At 37.4% G+C, this 15,905-nt stretch carries 14 protein-coding genes; 9 read left to right on the top strand and 5 right to left on the bottom strand.

Going from position 1 to position 15,905, the window contains the following annotated elements:
- The first annotated feature begins 95 nt into the window (after nt 1-95).
- A complete protein-coding gene (locus PZ898_RS01065; RefSeq protein ID WP_228436607.1) occupies nt 96-1,229 on the top strand; it encodes an MFS transporter in 1,134 nt (377 codons plus the stop codon).
- A 127-nt stretch (nt 1,230-1,356) separates the two neighbouring features.
- On the opposite strand, the gene putP is transcribed toward PZ898_RS01065, so the two are convergent.
- Both putP and PZ898_RS01055 read right to left on the bottom strand, forming a co-directional pair.
- Nucleotides 1,357-2,853: a sodium/proline symporter PutP gene (putP, locus tag PZ898_RS01060; protein WP_277694569.1), complete on the bottom strand. Its 1,497-nt coding sequence runs from the start codon at nt 2,851-2,853 to the stop codon at nt 1,357-1,359.
- 254 nt (nt 2,854-3,107) lie between these two features.
- Nucleotides 3,108-4,403 carry an Ig-like domain-containing protein gene (locus tag PZ898_RS01055; RefSeq protein ID WP_277694568.1) on the bottom strand — a complete coding sequence of 432 codons (1,296 nt, stop codon included), beginning with the start codon at nt 4,401-4,403 and terminating at the stop codon, nt 3,108-3,110.
- A 236-nt stretch (nt 4,404-4,639) separates the two neighbouring features.
- Between PZ898_RS01055 and PZ898_RS01050 the strand changes: the two genes are divergently transcribed.
- From PZ898_RS01050 to PZ898_RS01020, 7 genes are all read left to right on the top strand, one after another.
- Nucleotides 4,640-5,521, top strand: a complete 882-nt coding sequence (locus PZ898_RS01050) for a cupin-like domain-containing protein (RefSeq protein WP_062670425.1) — start codon at nt 4,640-4,642, stop codon at nt 5,519-5,521.
- 124 nt (nt 5,522-5,645) lie between these two features.
- Nucleotides 5,646-6,359 carry a hypothetical protein gene (locus tag PZ898_RS01045; RefSeq protein WP_062670427.1) on the top strand — a complete coding sequence of 238 codons (714 nt, stop codon included), beginning with the start codon at nt 5,646-5,648 and terminating at the stop codon, nt 6,357-6,359.
- Nucleotides 6,360-6,416: 57 nt separating this feature from the next.
- Nucleotides 6,417-6,953, top strand: coding sequence for a TetR/AcrR family transcriptional regulator (locus PZ898_RS01040; protein WP_062670429.1), 537 nt, complete (start codon nt 6,417-6,419; stop codon nt 6,951-6,953).
- A gap of 10 nt (nt 6,954-6,963) precedes the next feature.
- Complete coding sequence (locus PZ898_RS01035; protein ID WP_277694567.1) at nt 6,964-7,497, top strand: Crp/Fnr family transcriptional regulator; 534 nt, start codon at nt 6,964-6,966, stop codon at nt 7,495-7,497.
- Nucleotides 7,498-7,564: 67 nt separating this feature from the next.
- Nucleotides 7,565-7,948, top strand: a complete 384-nt coding sequence (locus PZ898_RS01030; protein WP_277694566.1) for a hypothetical protein — start codon at nt 7,565-7,567, stop codon at nt 7,946-7,948.
- Nucleotides 7,949-8,081: 133 nt separating this feature from the next.
- Nucleotides 8,082-10,892 (top strand): TonB-dependent receptor, encoded by a 2,811-nt coding sequence (locus tag PZ898_RS01025; protein WP_277694565.1) that lies wholly within the window; start codon nt 8,082-8,084, stop codon nt 10,890-10,892.
- A 7-nt stretch (nt 10,893-10,899) separates the two neighbouring features.
- Entirely contained in the window at nt 10,900-11,934 is a 1,035-nt protein-coding gene (locus tag PZ898_RS01020; protein ID WP_277694564.1) for a phytase, read from the top strand.
- Nucleotides 11,935-12,052: 118 nt separating this feature from the next.
- Here PZ898_RS01020 and PZ898_RS01015 read toward each other — a convergent pair whose 3' ends face one another.
- Entirely contained in the window at nt 12,053-14,302 is a 2,250-nt protein-coding gene (locus PZ898_RS01015; protein ID WP_277694563.1) for an excinuclease ABC subunit UvrA, read from the bottom strand.
- A gap of 51 nt (nt 14,303-14,353) precedes the next feature.
- Between PZ898_RS01015 and PZ898_RS01010 the strand changes: the two genes are divergently transcribed.
- A complete protein-coding gene (locus PZ898_RS01010) occupies nt 14,354-14,776 on the top strand; it encodes a helix-turn-helix domain-containing protein (RefSeq protein ID WP_277694562.1) in 423 nt (140 codons plus the stop codon).
- A 9-nt stretch (nt 14,777-14,785) separates the two neighbouring features.
- Here the strand turns inward: PZ898_RS01010 and PZ898_RS01005 are convergent, their stop codons facing one another.
- Both PZ898_RS01005 and PZ898_RS01000 read right to left on the bottom strand, forming a co-directional pair.
- A complete protein-coding gene (locus PZ898_RS01005) occupies nt 14,786-15,580 on the bottom strand; it encodes a sterol desaturase family protein (protein ID WP_277694561.1) in 795 nt (264 codons plus the stop codon).
- 8 nt (nt 15,581-15,588) lie between these two features.
- Nucleotides 15,589-15,858: a hypothetical protein gene (locus PZ898_RS01000; protein ID WP_062670440.1), complete on the bottom strand. Its 270-nt coding sequence runs from the start codon at nt 15,856-15,858 to the stop codon at nt 15,589-15,591.
- Between the last annotated feature and the right edge of the window lie 47 nt (nt 15,859-15,905).

Raw genomic sequence — 15,905 nt, 5'->3', positions numbered from 1 at the left:
TAGATTAGTACTTTCAAAAAGGTAAGTATAGAACTAAAAGGTAAGTATATAGTTTTCTGATAGTCTATTCTGCAAATTTGCAAAAAAAAATGAATATGAACAGAAATCTTTATGTACTGGCGCTAGGTGTTTTCGGAATTACAACCACAGAATTCGGAGTGATTGGCGTATTGCCGGAAATTGCTTCTACATTCCGGATCTCCATTGAAAAAGCAGGATGGTTACTCAGTATATTTGCAATGATTGTAGCTGTCTTTGGTCCTTTCATGCTTCTCTTATTATCTTCATTCAAAAGAAAAAATCTATTGGTATTTTCCTTGCTTATTTTTGTTGCCACCAATATTCTGTCAGCCTATATCTCAAATTTCCATTTGCTTCTTATTATCAGAATGCTTCCTGCGTTTTTCCATCCTGTGTACTGGTCTATTGCCTTATCTGTTGCCGGTCAAACCTCAGATCCTAAAGAAAAGTCAAAGGCTGTGAGCATTATTTTTTCAGGGCTTACATTGGCAACTGTTTTAGGAGTTCCGTTGGCAACTTTTATGTCTGACCTTTTCTCTTGGCAGGCTTCTTTTTTACTTACTGCTTTTATTAACGGAGTCGCTCTGTTAGCTGTATGGATCTATTTACCATCGATTCAAAATACAGGAATATCATCAAATAAATTCTCCATGGAAATATTTCGGAATAAACATTTGTGGATCGGAATTTTCCTTGCATTTTTTATCATTACAGCCATGTATTCAACTTATGGTTATATGGCCGAATTTTTAAGGAGTGTTACCCGAATGAACGGCCTACAAATCAGCATCATGCTCCTCCTGTTTGGAACAGTAGGAATTGCAGGAAATAAAATTGCGGGACGATATATGAGCCAATTTCCGTTTCAAACGACTCTGGTGTTTTTAATCTTATTATCAGGCATTCATCTCCTGATTGGATATTATGGAAGTTATTTTAAACCCATGATCTGGATAATAGGATGCTGGGGATTAGTTCATTCCGGAGGATTTCTAATCAGTAATGTGAATGTGACCTCATCTGTTTCCGATTCTTCAGAGTTCATCAACAGTATTTTTACTTCCTGTGGAAACTTTGCCGTTACAGCCGGAACTCTGCTTGGAGGGAGCTGGATTGCCCATTATGGTATTGAAAATATAATATGGTCGAGCATTATAGGCTTTATCCTTGCACTTATTATGCTAATCATTAATGGCAAAAAACAGTAAAACACCTGTAGCACAGACTGTTAAATAATAATAAATTTTCGATTTTATTTTAAATGTAAAATAAAGAATCTCCCCTTACTTGTGCAAGAGGAGATTCTTTATAACTGTAATATTTTAGTGCCGGATGCTATTCGTGCATGATCTTCTGAACTTCATTGAATTCGCTTTCAATGACAGGATCAGGCTTATATGTTGATAATGAAACAATCACGTTAGTCAACAGGGAAAGCGTAAACCCAGGAATGATTTCGTACCAGTCTTTCAGCGGATGTTGTAGATAAACCCAGGCTAAAACTGTGATTCCCCCTACCATCATCCCGGCAAAGCCTCCCTGCCATGTTGCCTTTTTCCATAAAAGCGACAGCAGGATCAGGGGCCCGAATGCAGAACCAAAACCTGCCCATGCATTTCCCACCAGATTGAGAATACTATCCTTTGGATCCAGGGATAAAAGTACCGCAATGACAGCTACCAGTAAAACAGAAAGTCTGCTTGCTATTAATAATTGCTTAGAAGTTGCTTTTTTATTCAGAAAAGCTTTGTAAATATCTTCTGTTAATGAACTAGAAGTCACCAATAACTGAGAGGAAATCGTACTCATTACCGCTGCCAGAATAGCTGTAAGTAAAAATCCTGCAATGAACGGATGGAATAATATACGGGAGAAATAAATGAAAATAGTTTCTGCTTCCGTCTTTGATCCGTCAAACTTCATCATGGTATTCATATCGAACTTTTGCAGATAAGCGATTCCTATCAATCCTATGGCCAGAGCTCCGGCAACAGTAAAGATCATCCATGTAATCCCGATGCGTCTCGCTTTGATCAGATCTTTAGGTTTGTCAATGGCCATAAAACGTACCAGAATATGAGGCTGACCGCAATATCCTAATCCCCATGCCAATAAAGACACAATACTTACGGTTGTGGTTCCTCTGAACAGATCCAGATATTTTGGATTTTTTGCTTCAATCAGGGAAAACGTCTCGCCCACACTTCCGATTTGGGAAATCGCTACAATCGGAACAATCACCAATGCTAATACCATAATGGTGCCCTGTACAAAATCAGTAAGACTTACAGCCAGAAAACCACCTAAAAATGTATACAGCACTACCACCAGACTTGTCAGGAGTAAGCCCGCCGTATAATCCATTCCGAAAGCAGATTCGAATAATTTTCCTCCCGATACCATTCCTGCAGAAGTGTACAGGGTAAAAAATACCAGAATGAAGATAGACGACGTGATCTTCAGAAGCTGATTTTTATTTTTAAACCTGTTTTCAAAAAATACAGGTAACGTAATGGCATTCTGTGCCACTTCTGTATAAATTCTGAGCCTTGGGGCTACAATAATATAATTGAGATAAGCACCAATGGTTAATCCTATGGCAATCCAGGAGCTTGAAATTCCGGACAGATACATTGCTCCCGGAACCCCCATCAAAAGCCATCCGCTCATATCGGCTGCTCCTGCAGACAATGCTGTTACGGCAGCTCCCATTTTCCGGCCGCCAATTAAAAATTCTTCTGAATTACTTGTTGATTTTCTATAAGAATATATGCCTATACCTATCATTAATAACAGGTACAACCCCACAGAAATCCCTTCATATACTTGCATATCATTATTTTTACGAAGCCGAATATAATGATTTTCTAATGAATGGAATTACGCAAAGCAAACTAAGCTTTTACTATTGCAGCTTTTTTCGAACTCTGCCAAACAACAAGTGATAATATAAAACCGAGCCCCATAAACAGAACAGGAATATATTTACCCCAAACTTTCTGTAATACTGAAAGATCCAATAACAATCAAAAAGCAAACTAGTGAAACTGTATATAAAAGCTGGTTATCAATCGTTTGTAATCAAACTATTTTTCCCTCGTTTTAAATTTTATAACCAAGTTTTCATCTTTCAGAGGGTACCCTTCTTTAGACCTGAAACTTTTATTGGTAAGTATAAATTCATACTCTTTGCCGGGCTTTACATCTACTCCCAAGACCAACGTTTTATCATTATTTTCCATTCCTTTCACTTTGGTCATCGGCATATATTCTTTTCCTTTATCAGAAAGATTGAAAGAATAGTAGCCGGGAACCATTTCCTGTGAAAAAGTAATTCTGAGCTCTTTGGTATCGGCATTTACATCTACAGAACCATTGACTGGTTCTATTTTCACTACATACGGTAATTGATTTTGATATTCTTTAACAAGCATACTGGCTTTTTCTTTGAAAAACTTTGATTTGTCCAAAAAGTCTTCCACTGCTTTATTATCACTATAGTTCAGTTCAATAATATCTTTTATAGCCTGTTTTTTATCTTTGGCATTCTGGTAATACATTTTACTGATCACATAGCCTACATAATATCCTAAATCCGCACCCTGTCCTTTTTGTCTTCCATTATAAAACCATTCAGCAAGATTACCGGTAAACATTTCTTTTTTAAACCTGGCTTTAATTTCAGCTTCATGAACCATTCCGTAAGAAATATATTTTCTTTGCGGAGATTCATTCATCACAAGTCCGGCAATCAGATCGCATGATCCTTCCTTTATGGCCTGATTTAAAACCCTGTTTTGATACCCCGTCTGCTGGGTATGGATATACTCGTGAATATTCAGGGAAACGATATTATCCAGAGACTGATTGGCAAACATACCCTTCAACCATTCATCTTTAAATTCTGAAACATCTGTAGACCCAATTCCGGTGGCAAGTTCTGCTCCTACCAATACCATATTTCCGCTCACAGTTCCTCCGGCGTTAAGCCCACCGATGGTAAAATACATTTCAGCGTCTTTAAGTTCAGGATACAATTGCTTCAGCCTGACAACACCAGCTTCCAGCTCTTTGGTCTTGGTTTTTATCGTTAAGGTATTTGGCCTTACTGAATTCCAGAATTTAGGGTATTTTTCTATGACTTTCACATATACACTATCGTTATAATCTCTGGCATTCATAAAAGCTTTTAAGCCTTTTGTTGCTTTATCAGTATATAGTCTTTTGATGAGATCCAGCTTTCCGGAATAATCATTTGTTTTTTGAATGCTGTCATATGCCACCCAAAAGTTATCAATATCTGAAGTGAAAATTCTGGTTGATTTCTGTGAAAAAGCAGTGGCAAATACAAGTGAAAAAATAAGAGTAGTAAAACGTTTCATGGTCATTTTTAATACGGCAATTATACATACAATTATTGTATTTCACAACTATCTTTTACCGTATAAACACTATAAATTTTAAAAGAACAGCAGGTAACATCATATTATAATAACTCCAAAAAAAGCAAAGCAAAAACAGGTGCTTTATTATTTATTTATATTAATTCCAAATAATTTTAATTCTTTCTATTTTATTGTCACAAATATTTAATACTTTAGCTTAATAATTTGAACAAATGGGAATAATCCTTAAACCAATTGATATTGTAGATGACATTTCACAGGAAGATTTCCGTGAAAAATATCTAAAGCCATGTAAGCCAGTGGTAATCAGAAATATGGCAAGAAAGTGGCCCGCCTATCAAAAATGGACGATGGATTACATGAAGGAAGTAGTGGGCGACGTTGAAGTTCCCCTTTATGACAGTTCCAAAGCAGATCCTGCCGCTCCTATCAATACACCGACTACGAAAATGCCTTTTCGTGATTATGTGGACCTTATTCAGAGAGAGCCTACAGATCTGAGAATTTTCTTCTTTGACCCTATAAAATTTGCGCCCAAACTGTTGGACGACTATGTTCCGCCAAAGAATCTTATGGGTGGATTTTTAGATAAATATCCAAGTATGTTTTTCGGAGGTAAAGGTTCTGTGACTTTCCTTCATTATGATATCGACATGCCGCATATTTTCCATACTCACTTCAATGGAAGAAAACATGTCCTTCTGTTTGAATACAAATGGAAAACACGTCTGTATAAGCTTCCTTATGCTACCTATGCACTGGAAGATTATGATATTGCCAATCCTGATTTTGAAAAATTTCCGGCTTTGGATGGTATTGAAGGAATTGAGTGTTTTCTGGAACATGGAGATACATTATTTATGCCTACAGGTTGGTGGCACTGGATGAAATATCTGGACGGATCTTTCTCTATTTCACTGCGTGCATGGGATAAAAGCTGGGCTGTAAAAGCACATTCCCTATGGAATCTTGCTGTGCAGCGTAATTTTGATAATTTCATGAAAGGCCGATACAAAAAAAGGTATATGGACTGGAAAGAAAGAAAAGCAGTAGAAAAAGCCCATATCGCTTTGAAAAAAGGGCTGCCAAAATAAAAACCTTTTAGATAAAAAAGTGGATGATTCGCTCAGAATCATCCACTTTTTTTATTCACTTTTGAGATGTATTGCAAAAAATAATTAAATTGCAAACGTTCCCTAAATACAAAAATACACATACATGTTTGAAAAATTAATCGATAGCTTTGAAAAGCTGTGCCTGCAGATTATTATTGAAATTTTACTGGTTCCTGTAACGATCTTCAAATTGTTTCAGGATCCGCGACGCTGTTATGATCTGTCTGTTCATGAGATGGAAAAAGAAGAGGCTGAACGTTTTCACGACTACCTCTCACCTATCAAATTGTCTGTGTATACCTCTGTGATTGTCTCTGTTCTTTTAATGGATTATGGTGGTGAGCATAATATTATTTCAAAGATCAAAGGGCTCAGTATGGTAGAAAAAGCGCTCTTTATATTTTTGATGAATAATATTACTGCGGTAGTATTCACCGTTGCGATATTATGGTACAAAAAAGAAAAAGTGAATACCGTCACCTTCCGGACCTTATTATTTTCTTTTATTTATACAACCGTATACACCTCTACGCCTTTTTTTATATTAATCAGCTCGGCTATGTTTCTTGGAGAAACTTTGAATGTAGATGCTTATATAGAAAGCCTGGGAAAGATAAGCAACTATGGTACAAGAGAATACCTGTTCTTTCTGGTCTTTCTGGTTTTTATTATCATTGGAATTATCGGAATTTTCAAGCTTTTCAAAGCGTTGCATTATATTCTGAAGAATAACTTCACTTATCATCCTTATATCGTATGGTTTTTTACCTTACTTTTCTTTGTTATTCAGCTATATTATACAAAAGGATTTATTTAAAAACCAACACCTACCAGTCTGTTCATATTTTATTTACATTTGTAAAAATTTTACATTATGCCCAAACCTCGCGAAAGAATAATAAGCACTGCAATGGTTCTCTTCCATCGGCAAGGTTACAACAATACGGGCATCAATCAAATCATTGATGAAGCTAATGTATCTAAAGCAAGCTTTTACCAGCATTTTAAGTCTAAAGATGATCTTTGCATAGAATTTCTTAATAAAAGATATGATTACTGGGTGTCTGAACTTGAAAAATTCACAGCAGAAGCAGAAACACTACAAGAAAAGTTCCGGAAATCCTTCGATTTCCTGATCGACATGAATGAAAGAGAAGATTTCAGAGGATGCAGTTTTCTGAATATTCTGTCGGAAATTCCTGCAGATAAGGAAGAAATTCATAAAGTAATCCGTGATCATAAAATAAAGTTGAGAGAATCCTTCAATGAAGATATTCAAAACGATATGATTTCAGCCCATATCTATCTTCTTTTTGAAAGTTCAATACTGACCAGCCAGCTTTACAGATCCAATGAACTGATTGAAAAATCTAAAGTGATCGTACAGGATATACTGAACGCCTCCCATTAATCCTTCAGATATGCACATTCCTGATCTTCATTCTTTTTTGAAAACAGACCTTCATTTATCAACTGAAATTACTTATCCTGCTAAAACTATCCTGCTTGAGGAAGGAAAGATTTCAGATAAGATGTTCCTTGTAAAAAAAGGAGCCTTAAGAATATTCTTCTATCAGGACGGAAAAGAACTTACCCTGGAGTTTATAACAGAAAATCAGGCAGTTTCATCTTTTGACAGCTTCCTGAATGGCAATCCCAGCGATTTTGTTATTGAAACTCTGGAATCAACTACCGTTTATGAATTACAGGCTGAAACTTTTCACAGGCTCATGGAAAATGAGGAATTCCAGCATATTTTCCTGCCACTTTTTTACAAACGTTTCAGTGAAATTAATAAACGGCTGATTTCTTTTATCAGAGATTCACCTCAGGAAAGGTATCAGCAGCTTCTCAAAAACAGACCGGAGCTCCTTCTGCGCTTTCCGCAGCATTATATTGCCTCTTATCTTGGGATTACCAGTGTTTCGTTAAGCAGAATACGCAGCCGCAGGTAATTTCTTTACAATTGTTATCGTCCGGTCAATAAGCTGGCGAGTAATTTTGCTTCAAAATAATAAAGTTATGAAGCATTTTATCCGGCAGGTATTCAACGATATACTGGAAAATACGGCATTTGACGAATTATTAATTGAGAAATATTTTTCAAAAGAATACATTCAGATTGTAGATCATTCTCAGCTTAATTATGATGAATTTGTTCTTCACATCAGAAAACTGAAAGAAAAAGTAGCTGAACAAAAGCTTGACATCATCAGTTACGCTGAAAATGGTAATATCATATTTACCCACCACATAGTAAAATCCACCCTAAAAGATGGAAGTAAGGTGGTACATAAAGTATTGGCAGAATTTACCATCCAGAATCATCAGATTATACGATGTAATGAATTGACTTTGCTTCTAGAGGGTAATACTGTTGAAAAGAATTTAGGATCTGAAAGGTAGACAATCACTGCGTATTTCCTTTCAAAAAACAGTTTCTATATTAACAATTCTTAAGAAAACCTTAATTTTCTCTTCAACTCCTTTGCCAAACAGACGTTTAATTTTGCTGTTATTTTTATCTAAAATATTAAAAGTGAAGAAAATTTTTACGTCTGTTTTATTTTGTGCCTCTATTTTTTTCTATGCACAAACCGGTTCTTTGTCCGGAAATATCAATGATGATTCAAAAATAGCCCTGCCTGGAGCCAAGATCTCTTTAAGCCCGGGAAATATATATACCACTTCGGATGAGCACGGAAACTTTGTATTTCTGAATGTTCCTCCTGGAAGCTATACCATGAAAATTGACTACCTCGGTTATGGTGTGCATGAGTATACTGTAATGGTAGAACCTGAAAAAAATACCCGTCAGAATATTATTTTCGACAAGAAAGAGACATCCATTGCAGCCATTGTAGTTTCGGGAGCGACTCTGAAAAATCAGGCAAGAGCCCTGAATAAACAAAGAAATAACGCCAATATTACCAATGTGATTTCTTCTGATCAGATCGGACGTTTTCCGGATGCCAATATCGGAGATGCTTTGAAACGTGTTCCGGGAATTACGATACAAAATGACCAAGGTGAAGCCAGAAACCTTATCATCAGAGGGCTTGCTCCCAATCTGAACTCCGTTACGCTGAATGGCGACCGGATTCCGTCTGCTGAAGGAGATAACCGTAATGTACAGATGGACCTGATCCCTTCCGATATGATTTCTACTATAGAAGTTAATAAAACCCTCACTCCGGATATGGACGCCGATGCCATCGGAGGTTCCGTAAACCTGATTACCAGGGCTTCCCCGAACGGACAGAGGATTTCCGCAACCGTTGCCGGAGGATACAATCCCATCCGTGAAAAAGGAAATTACACTGCCGGATTTGTGTACGGAAACCGTTTTCTGGATAAAAAATTAGGCGCGGTATTCAGTTTTTCCTATAACAACAACAATTTTGGTTCGGACAATATAGAACCCGTATGGAGCCAGGCCAATGATCTTGCCCAAACGGTTTATGTAAGCAAAATGGGAGTTCGCTATTATAATGAACACCGTATCAGACATAGTTTTGATCTCAACATGGATTATGAGTTCAATTCCAAAAATAAGATCTATGCTTCTGCGATGTACAACTTCAGGAATGATAAGGAAACCAGATTTGCTTTAGGATATAAAATAAAACCTGTTTATAATGCTGATGAAACTGAGATTACAGACTGGAAAGGAAGTATCACAAGACAAAATAAAGGAGGTGATGCCGATAATGACAATACCCGTCTGGAAAAACAAAAAGTTCAGAACTATGCTTTACGAGGAGAACATTTATTAGGATCTAAAGTTGACCTCGACTGGGCTGTCAATTACGCCATCGCAAGTGAAGATAAGCCTCATCAGCGTTATATAGAGTTTGAAAACAGCAAAATGAACTTCGCTCCTGACCTTAGCAATCCTGAAAAACCAATGTTCAATCTTCTCGCAGCAGACAATCTGGGAAGCTATAAACTGAGTGATCTTTCGGATGCCAATAACTTTACTCAGGAAAAAGAATTAGGCGCAAAAGTAAATGTACGTTTTCCGTTTTCCGTGATTGATGGTCAGAAAGGAAGACTTCGTACCGGTTTCCGGATGCGTTTGAAGAAAAAGGAAAGAGAGAATGATTTCTACGCTTTTACACCTGTTAACAATATGGGAAGTCTTTTATCGGTGCCAACCATACACCTTAATGGTGAAAACTTCCAGCCGGGAAATTATGTTCCGGGAACATTTGTTGATCCTTCTTTCCTTGGCGGATTGGATTTATTCAATCCAACTTTATTTAACGGTAAGTTGAAACCTGAAAAGTATCTTTCCAGCAATTACAATGCAAAAGAGCAGATTTATGCAGGTTATATCCGCTGGGATCAGGATTTTAATGATAAACTATCGATGATCGTTGGAGCCCGTATTGAAACAACCCAGATTGATTACACCGGAAATTATGTCATGAATGAGAAGGATTTGGTAGGGCAAATCAATAATACCAATACATATACCAATGTCCTTCCGAATATTTCCTTCAAATATGTTCCGGTGCAGGATCTTGTACTACGTGCAGCATTTACTACCGCTCTTGCCCGCCCTAACTATTATTCTTTAGTTCCTTATCTGAATGTTATTTCAGAAGATGAAATTGTTGCAGCAGGAAATCCGAATCTGAAGGCAACCTATGCCTACAATTTTGATTTCATGGCAGAGAAATATTTCAAGTCTGTAGGGATTCTTTCCGGAGGTGTTTTCTATAAAAATCTTAACGATTTCATTTATACGTATTCCAAAAGAAATTATACCGCGAACGACTTTGCCAATGATTTTGCGGGACAAACCAACCCAATTCCGGCCGGAGAAAGCAACTGGAAATTTACCCAGCAGCGTAATGGTGACAATGTAGATATTTATGGGTTTGAAGTTGCTTTGCAAAGACAGCTTGATTTCATTCCCGGAGGTTTCTGGAAAGGACTTGGAGTGTATGTCAACTATACTTATACTAAATCCAAAGCAAAAGGAATTACCAATGAAGAAGGCATTGAAAGAACAGATGTAGGGTTTCCGGGAGCTGCTCCTCATATGTTCAACGGATCTCTTTCATGGGAAAACAAACGTTTTTCAGCAAGAGTTTCCATGAACTATGCTTCTCATTATATTGATGAGCTTGGTGGCAAGGCATTTGATGACCGTTATTACGACAAACAGTTTTTCCTTGATGCTAATGCTTCCTACAAGATTACGACCCAGCTCAGAGTTTTTGCAGAAGCCAATAATCTGACGAACCAGCCGTTAAGATACTACCAGGGAATCCCAAGCAGAACCGCACAGGCTGAATATTACAGACCAAGGTTTACAATGGGAGTGAAATTTGATTTTTAAAATAAACATGAAAAACCTACATTATATACTGGCTCTTTCAGTTCTTCCTTTTGTGGTCAGCTGTACAGGGCAGAAAGAAGTTATAGAAAAATTAAAACCTACCGTTATTACAGAAACAGTGGTTCATGATACGGATGATCCTGCCATATGGATCAATTCTCAGGATCCTTCAAAAAGTATTATCATCGGAACAGATAAAGATACGGATGGAGGTTTGTACGCCTTTGATCTTAACGGAAAAATCATCCATAAAGTATTAGGATTGAAGCGCCCCAACAATGTTGATCTTGAATATGGTTTTATTTTAAATGGAAAGAAAACAGACATCGCTGCCGTAACGGAAAGGGAAACGAACAAAGTAAAATTATATTCGCTTCCTGAACTGAAAGAAGTGGGAGAAATCTCAGTATTTGAAGGAGAAACAGAACGTGGTCCAATGGGAGTTTCCATGTATAAAAATCCGCAGACAGAAGAAATATTTGTCATTGTAGGAAGAAAATCTGGTCCTGCTGACGGCTACCTATGGCAATATAAGCTTACGGAGAAAAATGGCTCTATCACCGGAGAAGTTGTCAGTAAATTCGGAAAATACAGTGGCCTGAAAGAGATTGAAAGCATTGCTGTAGATGACGAAATGGGCTATATCTACTATTCTGATGAGCAGTTTGGAGTTCATAAATACTATGCTGATCCGGAAAAAGGTAATGAGGAATTAGCTGTTTTCGGAAAAGGTGATTTTAAATCTGATGTGGAAGGAATTTCCATCTATCCTACTGATAAAGGGAAAGGTTATATTCTGGTTTCGAATCAGCAGAATGATACCTTTAATGTCTACTTAAGAGAAGACCAATCAAAGGGGAGAATTGCAGAAATTCCGGTTTCTACATTAGAAAGTGATGGTTCTGAAGTGACCCATGTTAACTTGGGTCCAAAATTCCCGAAAGGCGTTTTTGTTGCGATGAGCAATGGCAGAGTATTTCATTATTATGACTGGAGAGTGATTGAAAAAGCCATTAAATCTGCGGTAAAGGCTGGAAAATAAAAGAATCTTGAATCATTAAGGCTGATAAGGTTTTAGGAGCATTAAGTTGAACTGTACTGTCATTGCGAACCATAGGTTAAGCAATCTCATGGTTTAGTTCAACTTAATGCTTTTGTTTTTATTGGATATGTTTTCTCAAAAACTCTGCAGTGAATGATATTTTATTTTTCAAAAGATCCACCGGAGTTCCTTCAAACAATACTTCACCTCCAAATTTCCCTGCGCCCGGTCCCATATCAATAATCCAGTCTGCCTGGGAAATAATATCAAGATTGTGTTCGATAACAATCAGCGTATTATTCTGATCTGCAAGACCATTAAAAAACCTAAGAAGCTTTTGAGTATCACTTGGATGCAGTCCTGTGCTCGGTTCATCAAGAATAATGATCTGATTGGTATTTTTCAGTTCTCTTGTCAGCTTCAGGCGCTGTCTTTCGCCTCCGGAAAAGCTGTCCAGTCTTTGCCCTAATGTCAGATAATCAAGTCCTAATTGTATCAGGAGGTCAAAATTTCTGAGCACCAATTCTTCCTTAAAAAAATCAGAGGCCTCAGAAACCGTCATGCTCATGACTTCTGCAATTGTTTTTCCGCTGTAGGTATATTGCAGTACATCAGGATCAAATCCTGAACCTCCGCAAACCTCGCATGGCTGCTCAATATCATCCATAAAAGCCAGGTCAATCTTTTCTATTCCCAAACCTTTACAGTTTTTGCAGGCTCCGTCACTGTTTCTGCTGAAGAGTTTATCTGAAACATGGTTAGATTGTGCAAAAAGCTTACGTACAATATCTGATATTCCGAGATAAGTAAGCAAATTGGAGCGGGCACTTGCAGCGAACAAAGATTGATCAATAATAGTTACATCCGGATAGAGTTCCGGGAGAATACGATTTATCAGGGTACTTTTGCCGGATCCTGCTACTCCGGTAACGACGGTCATTATTCCGGTGGGAATATTTACCGTCACATTTTTAAGATTATATCTGTTGGCATTTTTAATTTCCAGATAGCCATCAGGTTTTCTGAATTCTTGTTTGATGGAAGGTTTGGTTGCGAAATAAGAACCTGTTTTACCTAACGATTTTTTTAAATCTTTAAACGCCCCGTCATAGATCACTTCTCCTCCGTTTCTTCCTGAACCGGGGCCAATATCAATTACCCTGTCCGCCATTTTGATCAGATCCGGATCATGCTCAACGATTAAAACAGAGTTTCCTTTGTCTCTGATCTGCTGAATGATAGTGATGATATTCTGCAGATCCTTCGGATGAAGTCCAATACTGGGTTCATCAAAAATATACAACAGATCTACCAGGCTGTTTCCCAAACTCCTCACCATTTTTATACGCTGAGATTCTCCTCCGGAAAGCGTGTTGGCACTTCTGTCAAGAGTCAGATACTGCAATCCTATCGTAATGATATTCTGCAGCTTTGCGGAAAGCTCTTTGATGATGACTTCATATGCTTTTGAATCCAGTGAGGTAATAAACTCAAGCAGTTCATCCACTGAAAGGGCCATACAATCTGCAATACTTTTACCTTCGATTTTACAGGACAGTATTTTTTCGTTCAGACGTTTTCCCTGGCAAGACGGGCAGGTTTTGGTAATCACAATATTCTTCAGAGCGTCTTTTCTTGTGATGTTTTCTTTTGAATCTTTTTTCAGAAATGCTTTTTCAATCCTTGGAACAATTCCTTCATATTTTACCGTTTTTCCCCATTCTTTATCAGGATGTTTCGGTTTGTGTTCCTGTGCATACAACAGGGTTTCCCATTCTTTATCGGTGAAATCCTTCAACTTTTTATCATTATTGAAATAACCGGACAAAGTATATCTTGTTAAACGCCATCCTCCAGGCTGAAATGTCGGGAAACGAATGGCTCCTTCATGTAAGGATTTTTCACGATCAATCAAGGTATTCACATTCAAAGTTTGCACAAATCCTAATCCCTCACATTCAGGACACATGCCCTGAGGATGATTAAATGAAAAAACATTAGAATACCCTACAAACGGCTCTCCCATTCTCGAAAACAACAGTCTCAGAGAAGCAGACACGTCCGCTGCCGTTCCCACTGTAGATCTGGCATTTCCACCCAACCGTTTTTGATTGATAATGATTGGTACATTAAGGTTTTCAATTTTATCTACATCCGGAAGGCCATAATGCTGCAGGCGGTTTCTGATAAAGCTGTTCTGGGTCTCATTAATCTGTCTTTGTGCTTCAGCTCCAATCGTTTCAAAGACCAAAGATGATTTTCCGGATCCCGATACTCCCGTAAAAACCACGATCCTGTACTTTGGAATTTTTATGGAAATATTTTTGAGATTATTCTGACGAGCGTTCGTAATTTCTATATTTTCCATGATAAAAATGTTTAACTTTGTTAATATTTAACTAAGTTAAGCATATTTGTAATGAAACCCATTGAAAAAGAATTTTTTAACACATTTACTGATTTCCAATGCCTTATTCTGGCTCACATGAACCGGGGTGACATTAACGGAGTAACTGCTGCTCATTATAATATTATTGAATTTATTATGAGGAAAGGAACAGCAACAGGAAGGGAAATATCACTGGCTTTCAACATTAGCCAGGCAGCCATTTCAAAACAGCTGAAATTTCTGATCGGTCAAGATTTGATTGTCCGGGAACAAGAGAAAGCAGACCACAGGAAATTCAATCTTTCAGTAACGGATAAAGGAAGGTTTATTGTAGATAATTCTGAAACTTTCCGTAAGGCTATCACTCATCAGACGGCTTCCATACTTACCTCTGAAGAATTAAAAAATTTTAATTATCTGCTGGGTAAAGTTTTGAATAATATAAAACTGTAGTACCCATAGTTACTTATACGTCCCGAATAACCTGTCCCAGATTGAAGTATAAAATCCAAAGTTTTTACTTTCATCCAAATGGTGCTGGTTATGAAACCTCGTTGTTCCTACAAAAAAGCGGTCAAAAGACGCCGGAAAAAACTCTCTGTTCAGATGCCCTATTGTTCCCCATATCAGATTAAGCAAAAGATAGATGGAAATCGAAATGACAGAGAAATCATATCCTGTGAGTATAACCAGCATCATCAGTCCAAACCCTATGGTTTCCAAAGGATGCAGAACAAAAAGACTTAAAAAGTTGGTACTGATATGTTCATGGTGTTTTCCGTGTAGAACTTTATAGACCAAAGGTAAATGTGCTGCAAAATGAAATAAATACATCAGAAAATCCATTAAGAGGAGTAAAACAGCTACTTCCGCTATTATTCCAATTACTGATTCTGTCTGCCCCGGCACAATCCATCCTTTTTTCCATAAAAAAGCCCCCAAAAGCATAACAAAACTGTTACATCCTATGGTAAGCAGACTAAGATAAAAGTCAGATCGGGTAACAGGATGATTCTTCTCCTGCAGCTGACTTTTACGACAAGTCTTTTCGATAAAAATATACAACCCTATAGAAAACAGATATAGGAAAATATTAACGATCAGACTGAATATCAACCATTGTGGCCAGGAAAACTGCCAGAATACCTGTAAATAACCGGAAAGTTCTGTTGGGTTAAAATTCATAAGTTTTTCATCCTTCAGCTTAATGGTCATAAAGGTATGAATTTCACCGTAAAACCAACCGATAAAGTACATTCCGGGCTTTATTTCTGTCTTGCCTTTCTTCTGAGCTCCCTAAGTCTTGACGTGAGCTTTTTTCTCAAATCGTTATGATAGGCACGGTAGTTTTTGATGCTGTTTTCCAAATTTTTCTTGTTAAGCAGATACTCTTCGTACAGATGTCCCAGTTCTGAAATCTGAGTAATAACCTCTGAAGGCTGACTTTCAGGATCTTCTGCAGCTTCTATCAGCAGACGGTAATATTCAATACGGCTGGTCAGGTTCATGTGAAGTTTTGGTTCTATTCCCTGCATGATTTTATCATTTTAGTTATTTTGTGAATGGGTAAAGGATAAAGATA

The organism is Chryseobacterium sp. WX (assembly GCF_029542485.1).
Classification (GTDB): Bacteria; Bacteroidota; Bacteroidia; order Flavobacteriales; family Weeksellaceae; genus Chryseobacterium; species Chryseobacterium cucumeris.
Note: the sequence above shows the minus strand (reverse complement) of the source record. Positions and strands in the feature narration are given on the sequence as shown.